This window comes from Metapseudomonas resinovorans (assembly GCF_002003485.1).
Taxonomy (GTDB): domain Bacteria; phylum Pseudomonadota; class Gammaproteobacteria; order Pseudomonadales; family Pseudomonadaceae; genus Metapseudomonas; species Metapseudomonas resinovorans_D.
Map to the genome: position 1 here is coordinate 139943 of NZ_BDMA01000023.1, position 20374 is coordinate 160316.

Below are 20374 nucleotides of genomic sequence, written 5' to 3' on the forward strand. Positions count from 1 at the left end.
TCCCGCGGACGCAAAAAAGCCGGGATTTCCCGGCTGACCCATAATAACACGTTTTCCCTGACGGTCACCCCGGCGGACGATGAGCGTCCGCCGGGAGACGTGTGTCAGCGTGCGGCCTTGTCCAAATAGCGGAAGAAATCGCTATTGGGATCCAGCACCATCACGTCGCTCTTGTTGGCGAAGCTTTCACGGTAAGCCTGGAGGCTGCGGTGGAAAGCGTAGAACTCCTGGTCCTGCCCGTATGCCTTGGCGTAGATCGCAGCGGCCTTGGCATCGCCATCACCGCGGGTTTCCTCGGCTTCGCGATAGGCTTCGGCCAGCAGGACACGACGCTGACGGTCGGCGTCTGCACGGATACCTTCAGCCAGCTCCGAACCCTTGGCACGGTGCTCGCGAGCCTCGCGCTCCCGCTCGGTACTCATCCGCTCGAATACGCTGCGGTTGACTTCCTTGGGCAGGTCGATGGCCTTCACCCGCACGTCCACAACCTCGATGCCCAACTCCTTGCTGGCCATGCGATTGAGGGCGGAGGTGATGTCAGCCATCAGCGCATCACGCTCACCAGATACCACTTCATGCAGCGTGCGTTTACCGAACTGGTCGCGCAGGCCTGCCTCCAGGCGGCGGGACAAGCGCTCGTCGGCAATTTGCTTCATGCCGGACGTGGCGGTGTAGAAACGCTCGGCATCAGCCACTCGCCATTTGGCGTAGGCATCCACCATCACCGCCTTCTTCTCAAGGGTGAGGAAGCGCTGTGTCGGCGAGTCCAGGGTCAGCAGACGCGCATCAAACTTGCGCACCTGGTTGACGTACGGAATCTTGAAGTGCAGACCGGGCTGGACATTCGCCTCGACGATGCGGCCAAACTGCAGCAGCACGGCCTTTTCGGTCTGCGACACGATGTACAGGCTGCTCCATAGGAGCAGGGCCACCACCACGCCGCCAATCAGGGCAAACAGCGATTTATTGCTCATCAGCGACTCTCCCTGGAACGCGAATTGCGCTGCTGCAAGTCAGTGGCGACACGCGAACCGAGATCACTGCCGCTCGCGGCGGCCGACGCTGCCGGGGCAACCGGAGCCTGACTGGCACCTCGGTTGTCGATCATTTTGTCCAGCGGCAGGTAGAGCAAGTTGCTTTGCCCATCCTTGCCGGAAACCAGCACTTTGCTGGTATTGGCCAGCACGTCCTGCATGGTTTCGAGGTACAGGCGCTGGCGAGTGACTTCCGGAGCCTTGTGGTACTCAGTGAGCAGCTTGATGAAGCGGTCAGCCTCACCTTCGGCGCGGGCCACGACTTCATCGCGGTAACCGTTGGCATCCTCGATGATGCGCTGGGCCTGACCACGGGCCTCGGGCACCACAGCGTTGGCATAGGCCTCGGCCTGGTTTTTGGCGCGCTGTTCATCCTCTCGCGCACGGATCACGTCATCGAAGGCTTCCTGCACTTCGCGCGGCGCGGCCGCACTCTGCACGTTGACCTGAGTGACGGTGATACCGGTGCGATAGGTGTCGAGGAAGCGCTGCAGGCGCTCCTTGATTTCGCTGGCCATCAGCTCACGACCTTCGGTCAGCACCTGGTCCATCTCGGTGGAACCAACCACATGGCGCAGGGCACTCTCAGTGGCATGCTGCAGGCTGACCTCAGGCTGGTCGACGTTTAGCACGAAGTCCTGGAGGTTGCTGATCTTGTACTGGACGGTGAGCGGTACTTCGACGATGTTCTCGTCCTCGGTGAGCATCTGCCCCTGCTTGCTGTAAGCGCGCTCGCGGGTGACGTTCTCCTGGAACTTGCGATCGATCGGCGGGAAGTAGATGTTCAGGCCAGGGCCGACAGTCTCGTAGTACTTGCCGAAGCGCAGCACCACAGCCTGCTCCTGCTCGTCCACCACATAAACCGCGCTGTACAGCCAGACCACGGCAAGCAGGGCCAGGCCGATGCCAAGCAGGCCGAAACCGCCCGATCTGCCGCCACCTTCGTCGCCGCTGCCACGTTTCTTGCCGCTGCCGAACAATCCGTTCAGGCTGTCCTGCAGCTTGCGGAAGGCCTCGTCCAGGTCCGGTGGCCCTTTGCGGTCGCCGCCACGGCGCCCACCCCAGGGGTCCTGGTTATTCGAGTTGCCACCCGGCTCGTTCCAAGCCATAGCGCTCTCCATACTGATAAAGCAAAGACGCGCCCACGGCGCGCCCGCCCATGCTACCCAAGCCCGCGGCCCGCCGCAAAATCACCTCAGCGGGCTTTATTGCAAAGTGTGTTGCTCGAGAAACTCGCTCGGCTGCCAGCCTTCTCGGCTGACCAGTCGATTCAGCTCAACGCGCGGCAGACGCACCGCTAGTAGCGCATCCCCAGCTTCGTTGTGCTCCTCGGTCTGTACCGCACCCAAGGCAAAGAACTGTGCCCGCAACCGACCAAAACGCTGTGGCAGGCGCAGGGTACCTACGAAGAGGTCATCACCCAGCAGTTCGGCCACAGCCTGTTCCAGCAACTCGAGACCGCTGCCATCACGTGCCGACAGCCAGACCCGCTCGGGCTTGCCGTCTTCGTCGCGCTGAATATGCGGCTCGACGTTCGCCAGCAGGTCGACCTTGTTGTAGACCTCCAGCATAGGCAGGCCTTCGGCACCGATCTCACCCAGCACCGCCAGCACCTGCTCGATCTGCGCCATGCGTTCGGGCTCGTGAGCATCGATCACATGCAGCAGTAGATCGGAGTTGGACGATTCTTCAAGGGTAGCCCGGAAGGCTTCGACCAGCTTGTGCGGCAGGTGGCGAATGAATCCCACCGTGTCGGCCAGGACAATCGGCCCGAGGTCATCCAGCTCGAGCCGGCGCAGGGTCGGGTCGAGGGTGGCGAACAACTGGTCAGCGGCGTAAACCTCAGCAGTGGTCAGCGAATTGAACAGCGTGGACTTGCCAGCGTTCGTGTAGCCGACCAGGGACACCGAGGGGATATCCGCACGCTTGCGCCCACGACGGGCCTGCTCGCGCTGGCTACGGACCTTTTCAAGGCGTTGTTTGATCTGGCGAATGCGCACACGCAGCAAACGACGGTCGGTTTCCAGCTGGGTCTCACCGGGACCGCGCAGGCCGATACCGCCTTTCTGCCGTTCAAGGTGAGTCCAGCCACGCACCAGACGCGTGCTCATATGGTCAAGCTGGGCCAATTCGACTTGCAGCTTGCCTTCATGGGTACGGGCACGCTGGGCGAAGATATCGAGAATCAGACCGGTACGGTCGAGCACCCGGCATTCAAAAGCGCGCTCGAGGTTGCGCTCCTGACTGGGTGTGAGGGTGTGATTGAAGATGACCAGCTCGGCCTTCTCGGCCCTGACCAGGTCATGCAACTCATCGACCTTGCCGCTGCCGATCAGATACTTCGCCGTTGGCTGGTGACGGGAAACAGAGACGAATGCCACTGTATCCGCACCGGCCGAACGAGCAAGCTCCAGGAACTCCTGCGGGTCTTCGCGCGCCTCGGGATCTTGGCCTTCCAGATGAACCAGAATGGCTCGTTCACCACCACCAGGGCGTTCGAAAAACAAAGCAGTCTCCTATCAGGCGTTACCCGGCTCAGCCTGCTCTTGCTCGGAAGCGCTGGGCAGACGTACGGGACGGCTCGGTACCACAGTGGAAATGGCGTGTTTGTAGACCATCTGGCTGACAGTGTTCTTCAGCAGAATCACGAACTGGTCAAAGGATTCGATCTGGCCCTGCAGCTTGATGCCGTTCACCAGATAGATGGAAACCGGTACGCGTTCCTTACGCAGGGTATTCAGGTAAGGGTCTTGTAGCGAATGCCCTTTTGACATGTGCCGCACTCCTTTAGGGAAAAATTTTTAGTTTTCAAATGACAAGAAAGATGACTGGTCCCGCCCTACCCCCAAGGATAGACGGTAACCGGTGAGGTCTCAGTTCAATATGGAGACCGACTTCAGGTATTTCAAGGTACGCGGCAGATTGTCGCAAGCCAGACTGTCCAACCAGTACAGATCGGACCAACTACGCAACCAGGTGAACTGTCGCTTGGCGAGTTGGCGGGTGGCGATGATGCCGCGCTCTTCCATCTCGTTCCGGGTCAGCACGCCATCCAGGTAATCCCATGCCTGGCGATAGCCAACCGCCCTGATTGACGGTAACCCTGCATGCAAGTCGCTTCTGCAACGCAGCGCTTCGACCTCTTCGATGAATCCCTGTTCCAGCATCAGACGAAAACGTTGCGCAATTCTTTCGTGCAACACCTGACGCTGGGCCGGCGCAATAGCCAAGTGCGCGACAGTATACGGCAAATACGCCGTTCCTGGCGCGTTCCCGGCCGTATTTTGGGCAGCTTGCCGCTGTCGGTGGGCGGTCATGGTGAGCCCGCTGACCTTGTAGACTTCAAGCGCCCTTGTCAGACGCTGCGGATCGTTGGGATGGATGCGCGCCGCGGACTCCGGATCGATCGACGTCAACTCCCGATGCAGCGCATCCCAGCCCTCTCGGGCCGCCCGAGCTTCCAGTTCGGCACGCACATCGGGATCGGCGCTGGGCATATCGGCCAACCCCTCCAGTAACGCCTTGTAATAAAGCATGGTGCCGCCCACCAGCAGTGGAATCCGCCCCTTCGCGGTGATTTCTGCCATCGCAGCCAGGGCATCCGCGCGGAATTCGGCCGCCGAATAACTCTCGGCCGGATCGCGGATATCAATAAGGCGATGGGGAAACTCGGCCAGGGTGGCCTTATCCGGCTTGGCGGTACCGATATCCATGCCGCGATAGATCAACGCCGAATCGACGCTGATCAGCTCGCAAGGCAGGGTTCTCGCCAGTTCCAGCGCGAGATCGGTCTTGCCGGCGGCCGTGGGGCCCATGAGGAAGATTGCCGGCGGCAGCCTTTCAGCCATGTTCAGCGACCACGAAGGAACAGTTTATCCAGGTCATCCATGCCCAATTGGGTCCAGGTCGGACGCCCGTGGTTGCATTGGCCGCTGCGCTCCGTGTGTTCCATGTCGCGCAGCAAGGCATTCATTTCCGGCTGGGTCAGGCGACGATTAGCACGCACAGCACCGTGACAGGCCATGGTGCCCAAGAGCTCGTTGAGGTGCGCCTGGATACGGTCGCTCGTGCCATATTCCAGCAGATCAGAAAGCACATCACGCACCAACTGGGATGCCTCTGCCTGCTTCAGCAGGGCCGGGATTTGGCGGATGGCCAGCGTTTCCGGACCCAGGCGCTGCAACTCGAAGCCAAGACGGCGGAACCACTCGCCATGCTCCTCGGCGCAATCCGCCTCGCGCTGGCTGACTGCAATGGATTCCGGCACCAGGAGCGGCTGCCCCTTGAGCCCTTCGCTGGCCATGGCCACCTTCAAGCGCTCATAAGTAATGCGTTCATGGGCCGCATGCATATCCACCAGCACCAGCCCCTGGGCGTTCTCCGCAAGGATGTAGATGCCCTTGAGCTGCGCCAGGGCGTAGCCCAGCGGCGGCACATCACCCTGGGACTCTGGCAGCGCAGCCGGTGCAGAAGCCGTCGACAACGGCGCAAAGAACTCGCGATAGGCACCCTGAGCCTCCGCAATCGGCACGGCTGGTTGCGGACGCGGCACCTGGTAGCCACCAGCAGGCGAATTCCAGGCCGGCTGGGACGACGGGCGCTCCAGGACGCTGGCCGCCAGACTCATTTCGCCCTGGGGCCCGAATTCACCCGCGGCAAGACCACTCGGCCGGACAACCGCGTCGGTAGCAGCAGGCGCAGCGAGCTGGTCCTCTGGACGCACTTCACCCAGGGCGCGGTGCAGGGTGCCGTAGAGGAAGTCATGAACCATGCGGCTATCGCGGAAGCGCACTTCGTGCTTGGTCGGGTGCACATTGACGTCGACCACTGCAGGATCGACCTCGAAGAACAGAACGAAAGTGGGATGCCGGCCGTTGTAGAGGACATCCCGGTAGGCCTGGCGCACAGCGTGGGCCACCAGCTTGTCGCGCACCATGCGGCCATTCACATAGAAGTACTGCAGATCGGCCTGACTACGGGAGAAGGTGGGCAGGCCCACCCAGCCCCAGAGATGCAGGCCATTGCGCTCGACCTCGATGGGCAACGCCTGCTCCAGGAAAGCGGGACCGCATACCGTTGCGACTCGACGAGCTCGGGCGATGGCATCGCGCGCCTCGTGGAGCGCGAAGATGGTCTTGCCGTTGTGCCGCAAATGGAAGGCCACATCGAAGCGCGCCAGGGCCAGGCGCTTGATGACTTCCTGCAGGTGGTCGAACTCTGTTTTCTCGGCACGCAGGAACTTGCGCCGCGCCGGGGTATTGAAGAACAGGTCGCGAACCTCCACCGACGTGCCCACCGGATGCGCGGCGGGCTGGACCCGCGCCTCCATGTCGCGCCCTTCGGTTTCCACCTGCCAGGCCTGGTCGGCATCAGGGGTTCGCGAAGTCATGGTCAGCCGTGCAACGGAACTGATCGACGCCAGTGCTTCACCGCGGAAGCCCAGGCTCATCACCCGCTCCAGGTCTTCCAGGTCGCGAATCTTGCTGGTGGCGTGGCGCGCCAGTGCCAGGGGCAGGTCGTCCGGGGGAATACCGCCGCCGTCGTCGCGAACCCGCAACAGCTTGACGCCACCCTGCTCGACTTCCACGTCGATACGGCGGGCGCCAGCATCCAGGCTGTTTTCCAGAAGCTCCTTGATGACGGAGGCGGGACGTTCGACCACCTCACCGGCGGCAATCTGGTTCGCCAGCCGCGGACTCAGCAGCTGGATGCGCGGCAGTTCGCTCATGGCTGTGCCGCCAGGGTCGCGGCAGGGATGTTCAGGACTTGACCGACCTTGACGTTGTCGTTGGACAGCGAGTTGGCCTTGCGCAGTGTCGCCACGCTCACTTCGTAGCGCTGGGCGATCAGCGCCAGGCTCTCGCCAGACGTGACGATGTGCTCGCGCGGTCCAATGGCGATCTTGCCCTGATCACGCAGCCAGGCGACGTAGGTACCGGGCGGCGGGTTCTGCTGGAAGAATTGCTTCACGCCGGTCTTGATCGAGCGCGCCAAGGCCTGCTGGTGGCTCGGCGATGCCAGCTTCTGGGATTCGTTGTGATTGGAGATGAACCCGGTTTCCACGAGGATCGAGGGAATGTCCGGCGATTTCAGCACCATGAACCCCGCCTGCTCCACCCGCCGCTTGTGCAGCGAAGTGACCTGGCCGACGTTGGAAAGCACCTTCTGCCCGACATTCAGGCTCGAGGACATGGTTGCCGTCATCGACAGGTCGAGCAGCACGCCGGCGAGCATCCGGTCCTTGTCGTCGAGGCTGACACTGCCGTCGCCGCCGATCAGGTCGGAGCGGTTTTCGTTATCGGCCAGCCAGCGCGCGGTTTCCGACGTGGCGCCGCGGTCCGACAGGGCGAATACCGAGGCACCGAAGGCACTGCGACTGGGCGCGGCGTCGGCATGAATGGAAACGAAAAGGTCGGCGCCTTTCTTGCGGGCGATCTCGGTGCGTTTGCGCAACGGGATGAAATAGTCGCCGGTACGCACCAGCTCGGCGCGGAAGCCCTTCTCCTGGCTGATCTGCCGCTGCAGTTCCTTGGCGATGGCCAGGGTCACGTTCTTCTCATGCTGGCCCTTGGGCCCAAGCGCACCGGGGTCCTCGCCACCGTGGCCGGCGTCGATGGCGACCACGATATCGCGCTTGCCACCAGGCGCCGGCGGTAGCTTGCTGGGTGCAGGCTGGGTGGGTGTCACTGGTGGTTGCGGCGTAGTCGGCGCAGTGGCCACCTGAGGCGCGCTGGCCTCGTTGGCGGCGGCTTCCTGATCGAACAGGTCCACCACCAGGCGGTTGCCGTACTGTTGGTTGGGCGCCAGGAAGAAGCTTTTCGGCGTCACGGTGGAAGATACATCGATCACCACCCGCAGATCGCTGGGAGTGCGCTGGGCGGAGCGAACACTGGTGATCGGCGTATTGCTGAGGGACAACTGCTCCAGCTTGGTAGCCAGCTGCGCGCCATTGATATCGATGACGATGCGATTGGGCGCCGTCAGGGTGAATACGGAATGCTGCACCGGTCCTGACAGATCGAAGACCAGACGGGTATTGTCAGGCGCGCGCCAAAGCCGCACCCCGCGGACCTCCGCGGCAGCCAGGACATCAGCGGCGAACGCCGCGAGCAGAACCCCAATCCCGGCAAACAGTGCGCGCGAGCGCATACCCCACCCCATCTTTGTTTTCATGCTCCCAAGGCCAGGGCGGCACACCATGCTTCGCCACGCTTGGTATGTGGCGAAAAACGCAGCGAACGGCCGCCCGCTTGCGGCGTAATGTTAATGTCCAGGTCGGCCTTTGGCAAAATGCCGGCGCCCCGCTGGGGCCACTCGATCAGGCACAAGGCGTCGCCTTCGAAGTAGTCGCGGATACCCAGAAATTCCAGTTCTTCCGGGTCGGCCAGACGATATAGATCGAAATGGAAGGCGCGCTTGTCAGCTATTTCATAAGGCTCGACCAGGGTGAAGGTGGGACTTTTCACCGCCCCGGCATGACCCAACCCCCGCAGGAGGCCGCGAGATAGCGTGGTCTTGCCCGCCCCCAGGTCCCCGTGCAGATAGAGAATGCCGTGCCCTTCGGTCAGGGTCGCCAGACGGGCACCGAGGGCCATCATGGCGTCCTCGCCTTCGGCATACAGAATCACTTCAGGCACGGTGCAAACTCCTCGAGCAACTGACGAATGGTCGGAATCAGATCACAGGCCGCCAGCCCCCGGCCGGCCCGGGCCAGATTCTCGCCCGCATTGGCATGCAGCCAGACCGCAAGACAGGTGGCGGCATAGCCGTCCATTCCCTGCGCCAGCAGGGCGCCGATCAGCCCGGCGAGCACATCGCCAAGCCCTGCCCCGGCCATTACCGGATGACCACGATCACAAAGTGCGAGACGGCCATCAGGGGCCGCCACCAGACTGCCAGCGCCTTTCAGCAGGACGACAGCATTGAATTTCTGCGCCAGCGCGAGGGCCGCGCGTGGCCGATCAGCCTGTACCTCGTCGGTCGGAATACCGAGCAAGCGTGCAGCCTCCCCCGGATGCGGCGTGATCACTGAACCCGCAGGCAGTTGGGCCAGATCGTTCGCCAGCATATTGAGCGCATCGGCGTCCCAGACCTGGGAAGCCTCCAGGCCGACCACGACGCTGAGCAAGCTGCGACCCCAGGCGCCCTGCCCCAGCCCGGGCCCCACCACCAGCACATCAGCCTTTTCGGCCAAGGCCAGCAACTGATTGGCAGAGCTGATCCCGGCGCACATCACTTCCGGACGCCTCGCCAGGGCGGCTGCAACATGCTCCGGCCGGGTCGCCAGGGATACGAGCCCGGCGCCGCTGCGCAGTGCGCTCTCCGCCGACAGCAGTGCCGCTCCGCCCAGTCCGCGATCACCGCCCACGACCAGCAGGTGCCCGAACTGCCCCTTGTGAGCGGTACGCGGCCGCGGCGCCAGGCGTTGCAGACTGCCCACAGCCATGCGCTCGGCGACACGGGGCGTTGCAGCGACCAGAGCGGTATCGGCCTGCAAATCATCGAACACCAGTTCGCCGACCTGGTTTGGCGCATCCGCCGTGAGAAGGCCGAGCTTGAGCCCGATAAAGGTCACCGTCAGATCCGCGCGCACCGCAACACCCAGCACACGACCGGTATCGGCACAGAGGCCGGACGGAATATCCACAGCCAGCACCGGCAGGCCGCTGGCATTGAGCAGGCGGATGGCCTGCGCGTAGGGTTCTCGCACTGCGCCAGCAAGGCCGGTACCCAGCAGCGCATCGACTATTACGCCTTCGAGTACCGCGCATTCGCTCCAGGGCTGGATGGCGATACCGGCGGCAACGGCTTCGTCCCGTGCCAATGCGGCATCGCCAACCAACGCATCGGCAGCGCCCACAGCCAGGACCTTCACCCGCCAGCCGGCACGCAAGGCCAGAGCAGCGACCAGATAACCATCGCCGGCATTATTGCCACGCCCGGCCAGCACGCTGAGGCTGCCTGCCTCCGGCCAGCGTCGACGCAAGGCACGCCAGGTCGCATGGGCGGCGCGCTGCATCAGCTCGAAACCCGGGGTACCCGCCGCAATCAGACGGGCATCGAGGTCCCGCACCTGGGCGGCGCAATGGAGTGAAAGTGGCAGGTCGTCGCGAGAGGAAAGCATCGGATTCGGTTACGGCTGCAAGGTCTGGCAGAATTATATCCACCTCGCCACCGGTTTCCCGCTCCAGCATGACCCTTTCCACGCAAGATCTCGCCTCCCTCGCCCAATCCATCAAGGAATGGGGCCGAGAGCTGGGCTTTCAGCAGGTGGGCATCACCGATGTGGAACTCGGCGAACACGAAAACCATTTGCAGCGATGGCTGGACGCCGGCTACCAGGGCGAGATGGACTATATGGCCGCGCATGGCAGCAAGCGCTCCCACCCTGACGAACTGGTGCCTGGCACCTTGCGTGTGATTTCCCTGCGCATGGATTACCTGCCGGGCGACACGCGCATGGCCAAGGTGCTGGGCCAGCCGGAAAAGGCCTATGTCTCGCGCTACGCCTTGGGCCGCGACTATCACAAGCTGATCCGCAAACGCCTTCAGCACCTGGCCGAACGCATCGAGAAGGCGATAGGTCCGTTCAGCTACCGTGCTTTTGTCGACAGCGCACCGGTACTGGAGAAAGCCATCGCGGAGAAGGCCGGCCTGGGCTGGATCGGCAAGAACACCCTGGTTCTCAATCGCAAAGCCGGCAGCTATTTCTTCCTCGGCGAGCTGTTCGTCGATGCCCCGCTACCGGTCGACGCACCGCACGGCAGCGAACATTGCGGCCGTTGCTCGGCCTGCATGGATATCTGCCCGACCGCCGCGTTCGCAGGCCCCTATCAGCTGGACGCGCGGCGCTGCATCTCCTACCTGACCATCGAATACAAAGGCAGCATTCCCGAAGACCTGCGCCCGCTGATCGGCAATCGGGTATTCGGCTGCGACGACTGCCAGATGGTCTGCCCGTGGAACCGTTTCGCCCGCCCGTCGGGCGAGGGCGATTTCCAGCCTCGCCATGGCCTGGACAATGCCGAACTGGCGGAGCTGTTCCGCTGGAGCGAGGAAGAATTCCTGAGTCGCACCGAAGGCTCGCCCCTGCGCCGCGCCGGCTATGAGCGCTGGCTACGCAATCTGGCAGTGGGGCTGGGCAATGCTCCTTCGAGCATCCCGGTACTGGAGGCGCTCAACCTGCGCCGCGAGCATCCCTCGGCGCTGGTTCGCGAGCATGTGGAGTGGGCGCTTGCCCGACATGGGGCAAGCGGGGCCTGAATCAGATCTTGAAGAAATGCTCGCGGTAGTGCTGCAGCTCCGCGATCGAGTCGCGGATGTCGTCCAATGCCAGGTGGGTGCTGCTCTTTTTCACCCCGTCACGCACTTTTGGCGACCAGCGCGCGGCCAGTTCCTTGACGGTGGAAACGTCCAGGTTGCGGTAGTGGAAGTAGGCTTCCAGCTGCGGCATGTGCCGATAGAGGAAGCGGCGATCCTGGCAGATGCTGTTGCCGCAGATCGGCGACTTGCCCTTGGGCACCCATTGTTCGAGGAAAGTCAGAGTCTGCGCCTCGGCTTCCGCCATGCTGATACGGCTCTCGCGTACGCGCTGGGTCAGACCGCTCTGGCCATGCTGACGGGTGTTCCACTCATCCATGCCGGCAAGCATCTCATCGCTCTGATGGATCGCAATGGTCGGACCTTCGGCCAGGACGTTCAGCTCGCTGTCAGTCACGATGGTGGCCATTTCGATGATGACGTCCGTATCCGGGTTCAGGCCGGTCATTTCCAGATCGATCCAGATCAGGTTCAGGGCATTCTGCATGTTCGGTCTCCAAGGCGAAGCGCGCATTCTAGCTTAGAGCCTGCTGCTACGGGCTGCGTGCTAAACTCGCCCGGTTTTTTCCAAGCGGAACCACCATGGCCAAACGCCAACTTACCCGCCGGCAGAGCTGGCGCATCGAGAAGATTCAGGAGGAGCGCGCCGCCCGCGCAGCCAAGCGGGAGTCGCGCGCACTCGAAGAGCTCGAGGGTGGCGACCTCGGCCCCGAGCAGACGGGCCTGGTAATCGCCCACTTCGGCGTCCAGGTGGAGGTCGAAGCCCTGGACGGCGAGCAGACCGGCGAAGTGGTGCGCTGCCACTTGCGCGCCAACTTGCCACCACTGGTCACCGGCGATCGCGTCGTCTGGCGCCATGGCAACCAGGGCAGCGGCGTGATCGTCGCCCAACTGCCCCGCAGCTCCGAGCTGTGTCGTCCGGACATGCGAGGCGTGCTCAAGCCGGTGGCGGCCAACGTCGACCAGATCGTCATCGTCTTCGCCCCGCTCCCGCATCCGCACGCCAACCTGATCGACCGTTACCTGATCGCTGCCGAGCACGCTGGCATCCACCCGCTGCTGCTGCTGAACAAGGCCGATCTGGTGGATGACGAAAACGCCGCCATGCTCGACGACCTGCTCGGCGTGTATCGCCAGCTGGGCTACCCACTCCTGGAAGTATCGGCGCGCGAAGGCGGCGGCATGGAAGACCTGATGGCCCGGCTCGACGGCCACATCAGCGTGTTCGTCGGCCAGTCCGGCGTGGGCAAGTCGTCGTTGGTCAACAGCCTGTTGCCGGGGGTGGACACACGCGTAGGCGCGCTTTCCGAACTCACCGGCAAGGGCACCCACACCACCACGACGGCGCGCCTGTTCCACTTCCCGGGCGGCGGCGAGCTGATCGACTCCCCCGGTATCCGCGAGTTCGGCCTGGGGCATGTCAGCCGGGGCGATGTCGAGGCCGGCTTCGTCGAGTTCAATGAGCTGCTCGGGACCTGCCGTTTCCGCGATTGCAAGCACGACCGCGAACCTGGATGCGCCCTGCTGAAGGCCCTGGAAGACGGCCGCGTGCATCCGCAGCGAATGGCCAGTTACCGGCACATCCTTTCCAGCCTGCCAACGGACGAGTACTGAGCCAGCAGCCGACCCGCAATAAAAAAGGCCACGCATTGCGTGGCCTTTTAGTTTCTCGGATGGATCACTGCCCCTTGGGCTCGTCCATCTTCAGCACGCCATCCTCGAAGATATTCAGCTTCTCCCGCAGCTCACGCGGCTGGGTGGGCACTGCCGGCTCGTTCGCGGGCGCTTCCGGCGCGCCTCCGCTGGCGGGTGGCTCGGGCTGCACCGGCGGTTCTTCAGGCTTGGCTGCATCGCCCTGCTCACCCTCGATGGCACGCTGGGCCTTCTTGGTCAGGACGATGATGTCGATACGGCGGTTGACCGGGTTGAACGGGTCCTTGCGGTCGAACAACGCCGACGACGCATAACCCACCACCCGCGCCACCTGCTCGTCCGGATAACCACCGGCGATCAGGGTCCGGCGCGCGGCATTGGCGCGACCGGCGGAAAGCTCCCAGTTGCCGAACTCGCCATCACCCGCATAGGGCTTGGCGTCGGTATGCCCGCTGATGCTGATCTTATTCGGCACCGCCTTGATGGTCTCGGCGAGGATCAGCAGGATGTCTTCGAAGTACGGCTGCAGGCGCGCGCTGCCGAGGTCGAACATGGGCCGATTGGCCGCGTCCATGATCTGGATACGCAGGCCGTCCTGGGTGATCTCGAAGAGGATCTGGTCCTTGAACTTGCGCAGCTCGGGGTTCTCTTCGACCTTGTTCTGCAATTCCTGCAGCAGCAATTCCAGGCGTTCCCGCTCGATCTGGTCGGCCAGGGTTTCCACCTGACTGGCATCCACCGGTGCCTTTTCTGTGGAATCGATCGCCGAATCCTGGGAGTCGGGGGCGTCCTTCAACTCCGGATTGAGCGTGCGATCAGGTGCAGGCGTTGGCGTACCACCCAGGTCGATGACATAGGGGCTGGCGCTCTCGGTAAAGCCGATGGGGTCCTTGAAGTAGCCGGAAATGGCCTTCTTCTGCTCGGGAGTGGCCGAAGACATCAGCCACAGCACAAGGAAGAAGGCCATCATCGCCGTGGCGAAGTCGGCGAAGGCAATCTTCCATGCGCCGCCGTGGTGCCCGGCGGCGTAGCGTTTGACGCGCTTGACGATGATCGGCTGATTGTTCTCCATGACTCAGCCTTCAGCTACCACGTACGGCCTGCTCCAGCTCGCTGAAGCTCGGGCGGTGGGCCGGGAACAGCGTCTTGCGGCCGAACTCCACCGCCAGGGACGGCGGCATGCCGGAAGCCGAGGCTACCAGGCAGGCCTTGATGGACTCGAACACGTTCAATTCCTCACGAGCGTCATGCTCCAGGGACACCGCCAGCGGACCGAAAAAGCCGTAAGCCGCAAGAATACCGAGGAAGGTACCCACCAGCGCCGCACCCACGTGCTGGCCCAGCGCTGCCTGCTCGGCCTCGCCCAACATGGCCATGGTGACCACGATGCCGAGTACCGCCGCGACGATACCGAAACCGGGCAGGCCGTCGGCGATGCGGTTGACCGCGTGGGCCGGGTGCTCCAGCTCCTCCTTGAGGCTGGCCAGCTCCATGTCGAACAGGCCTTCCAGTTCGTGGGGCGCCATGTTGCCGGAGGACATGATGCGCAAGTAGTCGCAGATGTAGGCGGTCATCCGCTCATCCTTGAGGATGCCGGGATACTTGCTGAAGATCGGACTGGCGGGAGCGTCCTCGATGTCGGCCTCGATGGCCATCATCCCTTCGCGACGGCTCTTGTTGAGGATTTCGTAGAGCAGGCGCAGCACTTCCAGGTAGAACCCGTGAGTGAAGCGGGAGCCGAACATCTTCAGCGACTTCTTGAACACGATCATTGTCGTGCTGCCGGGGTTGGCCTGCAGGAAGGCACCCAGCGCAGCACCACCGATGATCATTACCTCGAAGGGCTGGATCAGCGCGGCGATCTTGCCGTGGGAAAGGATGTATCCACCGAGCACGCTGGCGAATACGACGATGATGCCGATGATTTTTGCCATAGGAAGGGAGCTTGAAGAGTCAGTAGAAAGGGTTATGAAAAGAGCCCCTTCTAATTATCGGAAGATATGCGCCAGACTATAGCCTGTTCAGGCGAAAAGCCAGATTGGCGGCCCCCTATGTCAACCGCAAAGCCCATGCCACGCAGCCTCGAAGGCTGGATCAAGCACCTCGATGGGGTTCGCCTGCCCGTTCCCGCCGCCGCCCATGAGAAAGTCCGCCGGGCCCTGGGCGACAACCGCCGCTCCCTGCGCGATATCGCCGATCTCACCCAGAACAGCCCCGCACTCGCCCTCAGCCTGCTGCGAGAAGCCAACGCCAGCGGCAATATGCTGAGCAGCCCAGCGGAAAGCCTCGAAGTCGCCCTGAGCCGAATCGGCCTGAAACGCGCGGAAGTGCTGCTCGGCCGCTTGCCGGCCGTGCCGGAAGAAGATATCCCCCACGGCCTGCGACAACTGCAATTGATCAGCCAGCACGCCGCCCAGCAGGCCAATGGACTGTTCGCTGCCCGCCTGGCCCGCCTCTGGCAGGAAATCCACTGGTGCAGCCTGCTGTTCCTTTCTCCACTTTGGCCGTTGCTGGCCAGCCACCCGGAACTCCTCGCTATCTGGGAGAAACGCGTGCTGGGCGAAGGCGAGCCAGCCCGCAAGGTCGAGCGCGAGTTGCTCGGCGTGCCGCTGCTGCGGCTCTGCCAAGCGCTGGCCACGCACTGGAAACTGCCTGACTGGATCATCCAGGGCTATCGCCTGCTGAGCGAAGATCGCCGCCTGCTGGTGCAGGCCCTGCACATCGCCCGCGACAATGAGCATCCGCTGCACCAGCAGCAGCAGCAACTGGACAGCAACCCAACCCTGGCTCGCTGGCTGACCCAGCCGGGCAACACGGTCCTGCTGGCCAACGGCCTGGCGATATCCGCCCATGCTGGCTGGGGCGACGGGCACAGTCTGCGCTGGCAGCGTCTCACCGGCTTGTTCATGAAGGTGCCGCTCGCCGAACTGCAACAGCAGGTCCACCAACACGCAGCGCAAAGCGGACGCCTGCATGCCCGTGGCGACCTCTGGCACCCCGCCGAAGCCCTGCTCTGGCCCTGGAACCAGCATCGCCTGAAACGCGAACCGGCCGCCGCACCGCCGCCCAACAGCGCAGCGCTGGAAGACTGGCGCCGGTTCTGCGGTGAACTGCTCCGCGAACCCAGCCCCTTCACCAACGTCGTGCAACTCTCCGCATGCGCCCGGGACGCCCTGCAAAGCGGTGGCATGCGCCGCGTCCTGCTGTTGCTGGCTGATCGCAATCACAGCCGCTTGCTCGCCCAGCACCAGACGGGGTTGCCGAAAGAAGCCAACGGCCTGCAGTTGGACCCCAGCCAGAGTCAGCTGCTCCGGCGCTTGCTGGCGCAACCCGCTCAGTTGCGCCTGGGGCCTGACAACATGGCGCAATTCTCCGCGCTGTTACCCGGCCAGCTGAAAAGCCTGTTCCCGGGCCACCACATCCTGCTGCGCTCTATCGCCGTGAATGGCCGGGTGGCCATGCTGGTGGTGGCCGACCAGGACGGAGCCCCCTTCGCCGAACTCAGCCTGCGCGCCTTCGCCAAGACCGCGCAGTGCATCGAGCGCGCCCTCGTCAGCTTCGCCAGCCGCGGTCGCTAGGCTTTCCTATACAATCTGTCACTTTGCCCATTCATGGAGGCCTCCATGTCCGCCTTCTCCAACCTGCCGCTGGTGATCGAACCCGCCGCACTGGCGCCCCTGCTGGGTGCTGGTGAATTAATCCTGGTCGACCTCACCAGCGCCGCCCGCTATGCCGCCGGCCACATCCCCGGGGCCCGCTTCGTCGACCCGAAGCGCACCCAACTGGGCCAGCCGCCGGCGCCGGGCCTGCTGCCGGCCAAGGCTGACCTCGAGGCGCTGTTCGGCGAACTGGGCCACCGCGCCGATGCTACCTATGTGGTCTACGACGATGAAGGCGGCGGCTGGGCCGGCCGCTTCATCTGGCTGCTCGATGTCATCGGCCACCAGCGTTATCACTACCTGGATGGCGGCCTGCATGCCTGGCTGGCCGAAGGCCGGGAAACCAGCGATGGCGTTCCGGCTGCGGTCGGCGGCCCGATCCCCCTGACCTTGCATGACGAGCCCACCGCCACTCGCGAGTACATCCAGAGCCGCCTCGGCGCCGCCGACCTGGCCATCTGGGACGCCCGTGGCCCCGGCGAATACAACGGCACCAAGGTGCTGGCCGCCAAGGGCGGGCATATCCCTGGCGCGGTCAACTTCGAGTGGACCGCCGGCATGGATCCGGCACGCGCCATGCGAATTCGCACCGATATGGCCGAGATCCTCCAGTCCCTGGGCATTACCCCGGACAAGGAAATCGTCACCCATTGCCAGACGCACCACCGCTCGGGCTTCACCTACCTGGTCGCCAAGGCCCTGGGCTACCCGCGCGTGAAAGGCTACGCCGGCTCGTGGTCCGAGTGGGGCAACCATCCGGACACCCCGGTCGAGCTCTGAAGCCCCCCATCAAGGAAAACCAATGAAAGAACGCCTCTTCATCATCAGCCAGTACCTGCTGCCGCATAACCTGATTTCGCGCCTGGCCGGCTGCATCGCCGAGTGCCGCGTGCCCTGGTTCAAGAATGCCTTCACCGCCTGGTTCGCCAAGCGCTACCAGGTGAACATGGGCGAAGCGCTGGTCGAGGACCTCACCGCCTACCAGCACTTCAACGACTTCTTCACCCGTGCGCTGAAGCCTGGCGCCCGCCCGCTGGACGAAACTCCCGGCGCCATCCTCTGCCCGGCCGACGGCGCCATCAGCCAGATCGGCCCGATCGAGCACGGCCGCTGCTTCCAGGCCAAGGGGCACAGCTTCAGCGTGCTCGAACTGCTGGGCGGCGACGCTGATCGTGCTGCGCCCTTCATGGGCGGCGAGTTCGCCACGGTGTACCTGTCGCCCAAGGACTACCACCGCGTACATGCGCCCCTGGGTGGAACGCTGCGGGAAATGGTCTATGTGCCTGGCCGTCTGTTCTCGGTGAACCAAAGCACCGCCGAAAACGTGCCCGAACTGTTCGCCCGCAACGAGCGTGTCGTGTGCATCTTCGACACTGAACGCGGCCCGATGGCCGTGGTGCTGGTGGGCGCGATGATCGTCGCCTCGATCGAAACGACCTGGGCCGGCCTGGTCACGCCGCCCAAGCGCGAACTGAAAACCTTCAGCTACGACGAAAGCGCGCGCGCACCCATCACGCTAGAGAAGGGTGATGAGATCGGCCGCTTCAAGCTGGGCTCCACCGCGATCGTCCTGTTCGGGCCGGATCAGGTGAATTGGGCCGAGAGCGCCTGGCCCGGCAGCCAGGTACGCATGGGCCAACTCCTGGCCACCCCGAAGAGCGCCTGACCTGGCGCTCGTCCCGGTCGAACCGCCAGGTTCGGCCGGGGTCGGATCAAGAATGCGGCACAGGTCCACAGGAATCTGCCAACGCCTCTACAGCCCGGCCATGGATAGGCTGCGACCGGGTAAAGATGCTGATAAAGTGCCGAGATTCAACCTTTTCCCCCGTACGAGAATTCGGAGAAACCGATCCGGATGGAGCACCAGAGCCCTCACCTGCTGTTGCGCGTACCCGCGCCTAGCAAACAGAGCCTGTCCTTCTGCGATGCCACCCCTCGTGAGCTGAAACGCTGGATTTCCCACCTGCCCAAGGCCAATCTCGGCGAGACCGCTCGCCAGCTTTATCAGGCACTGGTGGAGCTCAACCAATTCGTCACTCCGACCGAAAACCGCCTGCAACTGCTGGAACTGATGCGCCCTGAGGTGCACTTCGTCTGCCAGCACCTGGAACGCCACTTCCTCGGCCAGTCGATCGTCCTGGATGAGCGTCCGCGCAAGGTCGCCAACCTCTGCCAGGCCCTGCAGAACCATCTGGCGATCGGTTACAAACTGATCATCGTGCAGGAGTCGCCTCGCCCGACCCGCGACCGCGAACGCGCCCAGTTCCTCGCCATCGCCCTGCAGCGCGCAGTGCACAGCCTGAACGGCCCCCTCATCCGCTCCAGCCAGCTCTATTGCCCGGTTCCCGAAGGTCTCTGGCTGGAACTGCACCAGCTCTACCAACTGGCCCAAAGCCGTCAGCTCCATCGCGTGACCGTGCGCGACCCGCTCGCCCGCCATACCGCTGGGCTGAGCGTCGAGCAGACCTACCTGGTCGCCCTGCTGCTGGGTTGCGCCCGCTGCAATCAGATGCGCCAGATCGGTATTGCCCGCCTGGCTGAAATCCTCGAGCCCTGGAGCGCGCTAGTACGCCTGCAGCCGGCGGAACTGCCCTCCAGCCTCTTCGCCGTGGCGCCGCAACTCGATGGGCCGCCGCGCTACAAGTCGCTGTTCCAGGAAGTCGAGCCGCGGACCCTGCTGGGCCTCGATCCGCTGCCGCTGGTGGATGCCATCAAGGAATACCTGCTGCTACCGGCCGAGCAGCGCGGCCAGTCGCGTCTGCCGATGGCCGAGGGCCTGACCCTCGACCTCCTGCAGCATGTGAGTTCGGCGTGGGGCGACATTTCCGAACGCACCTTCCAGCGCAATCCTGGCCAGGGCAGCCTGACCCTGTGCATCGGCATGAGCGCGCTGCATTTCTTCCTCGCTGGCAGCCGCCCCTTCAGCGAAGTGCTCAAGCTGCAGGAAGAGATCGGCCAGGCGGTGTTCGATACGGTCACCAAACAAACCGCCAAAGATATCTGGGCCAACGCTTTCGACGCCCAGCCCGCGCAAGGCTGGCAGCCAGGCATGCCGCTGGAAGAAATCGAGTACTCCAAGCCCGCGGCTGAGAGCGGCGCCCCGCCACCCCAGGCCAGTAGCGCACCGGAAAGCTATCCGACGTTCAATGTCGCCGTGGTCAACCACAGCCCGGGCGGCTACTGCCTGAGCTGGCCGAAGGAAGTTCCCAGCCAGTTGCAGGCCGGCGAACTGCTCGGTGTGCAGGACGCACCCGGCCAGGGCTGGAGCATCGCCGCCGTACGCTGGATTCGCCAGGTACGCGGTGGTGGCACGCAGATGGGCATCGAGCTGGTGGCACCCCAGGCGCAATCCTGTGGCGTGCTACTGCTGCGCAAGGGCGAGCAGAACAGTCACTACCTGCGCGCCCTGCTGCTCCCGGCCATCGGCGCCATTTCCCGCCCCGCCACCCTGATCACTCCGCGACTACCCTTCCAGGAAGGCAACAAGGTGCAGATCAATCTGCATGGCGACGAGCACCGTGCCGTCCTGACCCGGCGCCTCACCAGTACGGGCAGTTTCAACCAATTCGAGTACCGGACTTTCGAGCAGCCGACACCTCCACAAGGGAAACCGGCTACCGGTTCGGGAACCCAGCCACAGGGTGGCGAGGAAGATTTTGACTCACTATGGAAGTCACTGTAGATTCCGGACTCACCACCATTCGTCGC

At 63.7% G+C, this 20374-nt stretch carries 18 protein-coding genes; 6 read left to right on the plus strand and 12 right to left on the minus strand.

The window, feature by feature from the left end:
• Positions 1-104 precede the first annotated feature (104 nt).
• From hflC to MnOB_RS08335, 9 genes are all read right to left on the minus strand, one after another.
• Positions 105-974: a protease modulator HflC gene (gene hflC / locus MnOB_RS08295; protein WP_077523749.1), complete on the minus strand. Its 870-nt coding sequence runs from the start codon at positions 972-974 to the stop codon at positions 105-107.
• Positions 974-2143: an FtsH protease activity modulator HflK gene (gene hflK / locus MnOB_RS08300; RefSeq protein WP_077523750.1), complete on the minus strand. Its 1170-nt coding sequence runs from the start codon at positions 2141-2143 to the stop codon at positions 974-976. The genes hflC and hflK overlap by 1 nt, the downstream gene beginning before the upstream one ends.
• Positions 2144-2239: 96 nt before the next feature.
• Positions 2240-3541 (minus strand): ribosome rescue GTPase HflX, encoded by a 1302-nt coding sequence (hflX, locus tag MnOB_RS08305; protein ID WP_077523751.1) that lies wholly within the window; start codon positions 3539-3541, stop codon positions 2240-2242.
• Between the two features lie 12 nt (positions 3542-3553).
• Positions 3554-3808 carry an RNA chaperone Hfq gene (gene hfq, locus MnOB_RS08310; RefSeq protein ID WP_077523752.1) on the minus strand — a complete coding sequence of 85 codons (255 nt, stop codon included), beginning with the start codon at positions 3806-3808 and terminating at the stop codon, positions 3554-3556.
• A 99-nt stretch (positions 3809-3907) separates the two neighbouring features.
• Positions 3908-4882 (minus strand): tRNA (adenosine(37)-N6)-dimethylallyltransferase MiaA, encoded by a 975-nt coding sequence (miaA, locus tag MnOB_RS08315; protein WP_077523753.1) that lies wholly within the window; start codon positions 4880-4882, stop codon positions 3908-3910.
• Between the two features lie 2 nt (positions 4883-4884).
• The gene (gene mutL, locus MnOB_RS08320; RefSeq protein WP_077523754.1) at positions 4885-6762 is read right to left on the minus strand and encodes a DNA mismatch repair endonuclease MutL; all 1878 of its coding nucleotides are present in this window, start codon (positions 6760-6762) and stop codon (positions 4885-4887) included.
• The gene (locus tag MnOB_RS08325) at positions 6759-8195 is read right to left on the minus strand and encodes an N-acetylmuramoyl-L-alanine amidase (RefSeq protein ID WP_107504045.1); all 1437 of its coding nucleotides are present in this window, start codon (positions 8193-8195) and stop codon (positions 6759-6761) included. The genes mutL and MnOB_RS08325 overlap by 4 nt, the downstream gene beginning before the upstream one ends.
• A gap of 8 nt (positions 8196-8203) precedes the next feature.
• Entirely contained in the window at positions 8204-8671 is a 468-nt protein-coding gene (gene tsaE / locus MnOB_RS08330) for a tRNA (adenosine(37)-N6)-threonylcarbamoyltransferase complex ATPase subunit type 1 TsaE (protein ID WP_077523756.1), read from the minus strand.
• A complete protein-coding gene (locus tag MnOB_RS08335; protein ID WP_077523757.1) occupies positions 8659-10158 on the minus strand; it encodes an NAD(P)H-hydrate dehydratase in 1500 nt (499 codons plus the stop codon). The genes tsaE and MnOB_RS08335 overlap by 13 nt, the downstream gene beginning before the upstream one ends.
• A 68-nt stretch (positions 10159-10226) precedes the next feature.
• On the opposite strand from MnOB_RS08335, the gene queG reads away from it, so the two are divergent.
• Complete coding sequence (queG, locus tag MnOB_RS08340) at positions 10227-11297, plus strand: tRNA epoxyqueuosine(34) reductase QueG (protein ID WP_077523758.1); 1071 nt, start codon at positions 10227-10229, stop codon at positions 11295-11297.
• 1 nt (position 11298) lies between these two features.
• Here queG and orn read toward each other — a convergent pair whose 3' ends face one another.
• Positions 11299-11841, minus strand: coding sequence for an oligoribonuclease (gene orn, locus MnOB_RS08345; RefSeq protein WP_077523759.1), 543 nt, complete (start codon positions 11839-11841; stop codon positions 11299-11301).
• Between the two features lie 95 nt (positions 11842-11936).
• On the opposite strand from orn, the gene rsgA reads away from it, so the two are divergent.
• Positions 11937-12968, plus strand: a complete 1032-nt coding sequence (gene rsgA, locus MnOB_RS08350) for a small ribosomal subunit biogenesis GTPase RsgA (protein WP_077523760.1) — start codon at positions 11937-11939, stop codon at positions 12966-12968.
• Positions 12969-13032: 64 nt separating this feature from the next.
• On the opposite strand, the gene motB is transcribed toward rsgA, so the two are convergent.
• On the minus strand, positions 13033-14079 hold the full coding sequence (motB, locus tag MnOB_RS08355) for a flagellar motor protein MotB (protein WP_077523761.1): 1047 nt from the start codon (positions 14077-14079) through the stop codon (positions 13033-13035).
• A 10-nt stretch (positions 14080-14089) separates the two neighbouring features.
• Complete coding sequence (gene motA / locus MnOB_RS08360) at positions 14090-14941, minus strand: flagellar motor stator protein MotA (protein ID WP_077523762.1); 852 nt, start codon at positions 14939-14941, stop codon at positions 14090-14092.
• Between the two features lie 117 nt (positions 14942-15058).
• Here motA and MnOB_RS08365 point away from each other — a divergent pair, with 117 nt between their 5' ends.
• The 4 genes from MnOB_RS08365 (at position 15059) to MnOB_RS08380 (ending at position 20348) form a co-directional block, all read left to right on the plus strand.
• Complete coding sequence (locus MnOB_RS08365) at positions 15059-16585, plus strand: HDOD domain-containing protein (protein ID WP_077523763.1); 1527 nt, start codon at positions 15059-15061, stop codon at positions 16583-16585.
• Between the two features lie 45 nt (positions 16586-16630).
• Positions 16631-17446 carry a thiosulfate sulfurtransferase gene (gene rhdA / locus MnOB_RS08370; RefSeq protein WP_077523764.1) on the plus strand — a complete coding sequence of 272 codons (816 nt, stop codon included), beginning with the start codon at positions 16631-16633 and terminating at the stop codon, positions 17444-17446.
• 22 nt (positions 17447-17468) lie between these two features.
• Entirely contained in the window at positions 17469-18332 is an 864-nt protein-coding gene (gene asd / locus MnOB_RS08375; RefSeq protein ID WP_077523765.1) for an archaetidylserine decarboxylase, read from the plus strand.
• A 189-nt stretch (positions 18333-18521) separates the two neighbouring features.
• Complete coding sequence (locus MnOB_RS08380) at positions 18522-20348, plus strand: molecular chaperone (RefSeq protein ID WP_077523766.1); 1827 nt, start codon at positions 18522-18524, stop codon at positions 20346-20348.
• The last annotated feature ends 26 nt before the right edge of the window (positions 20349-20374 follow it).

Coding starts and splice junctions, on each gene's coding strand:
- hflC (WP_077523749.1), bottom strand. CDS start 974: ATGAGCAATAAATCGCTGTTTGCCCTGATTGGCGGCGTGGTGGTGGCC.
- hflK (WP_077523750.1), bottom strand. CDS start 2,143: ATGGCTTGGAACGAGCCGGGTGGCAACTCGAATAACCAGGACCCCTGG.
- hfq (WP_077523752.1), bottom strand. CDS start 3,808: ATGTCAAAAGGGCATTCGCTACAAGACCCTTACCTGAATACCCTGCGT.
- miaA (WP_077523753.1), bottom strand. CDS start 4,882: ATGGCTGAAAGGCTGCCGCCGGCAATCTTCCTCATGGGCCCCACGGCC.
- mutL (WP_077523754.1), bottom strand. CDS start 6,762: ATGAGCGAACTGCCGCGCATCCAGCTGCTGAGTCCGCGGCTGGCGAAC.
- MnOB_RS08325 (WP_107504045.1), bottom strand. CDS start 8,195: ATGGGGTGGGGTATGCGCTCGCGCGCACTGTTTGCCGGGATTGGGGTT.
- MnOB_RS08335 (WP_077523757.1), bottom strand. CDS start 10,158: ATGCTTTCCTCTCGCGACGACCTGCCACTTTCACTCCATTGCGCCGCC.
- queG (WP_077523758.1), top strand. CDS start 10,227: ATGACCCTTTCCACGCAAGATCTCGCCTCCCTCGCCCAATCCATCAAG.
- orn (WP_077523759.1), bottom strand. CDS start 11,841: ATGCAGAATGCCCTGAACCTGATCTGGATCGATCTGGAAATGACCGGC.
- rsgA (WP_077523760.1), top strand. CDS start 11,937: ATGGCCAAACGCCAACTTACCCGCCGGCAGAGCTGGCGCATCGAGAAG.
- motB (WP_077523761.1), bottom strand. CDS start 14,079: ATGGAGAACAATCAGCCGATCATCGTCAAGCGCGTCAAACGCTACGCC.
- motA (WP_077523762.1), bottom strand. CDS start 14,941: ATGGCAAAAATCATCGGCATCATCGTCGTATTCGCCAGCGTGCTCGGT.
- MnOB_RS08365 (WP_077523763.1), top strand. CDS start 15,059: ATGTCAACCGCAAAGCCCATGCCACGCAGCCTCGAAGGCTGGATCAAG.
- rhdA (WP_077523764.1), top strand. CDS start 16,631: ATGTCCGCCTTCTCCAACCTGCCGCTGGTGATCGAACCCGCCGCACTG.
- asd (WP_077523765.1), top strand. CDS start 17,469: ATGAAAGAACGCCTCTTCATCATCAGCCAGTACCTGCTGCCGCATAAC.
- MnOB_RS08380 (WP_077523766.1), top strand. CDS start 18,522: ATGGAGCACCAGAGCCCTCACCTGCTGTTGCGCGTACCCGCGCCTAGC.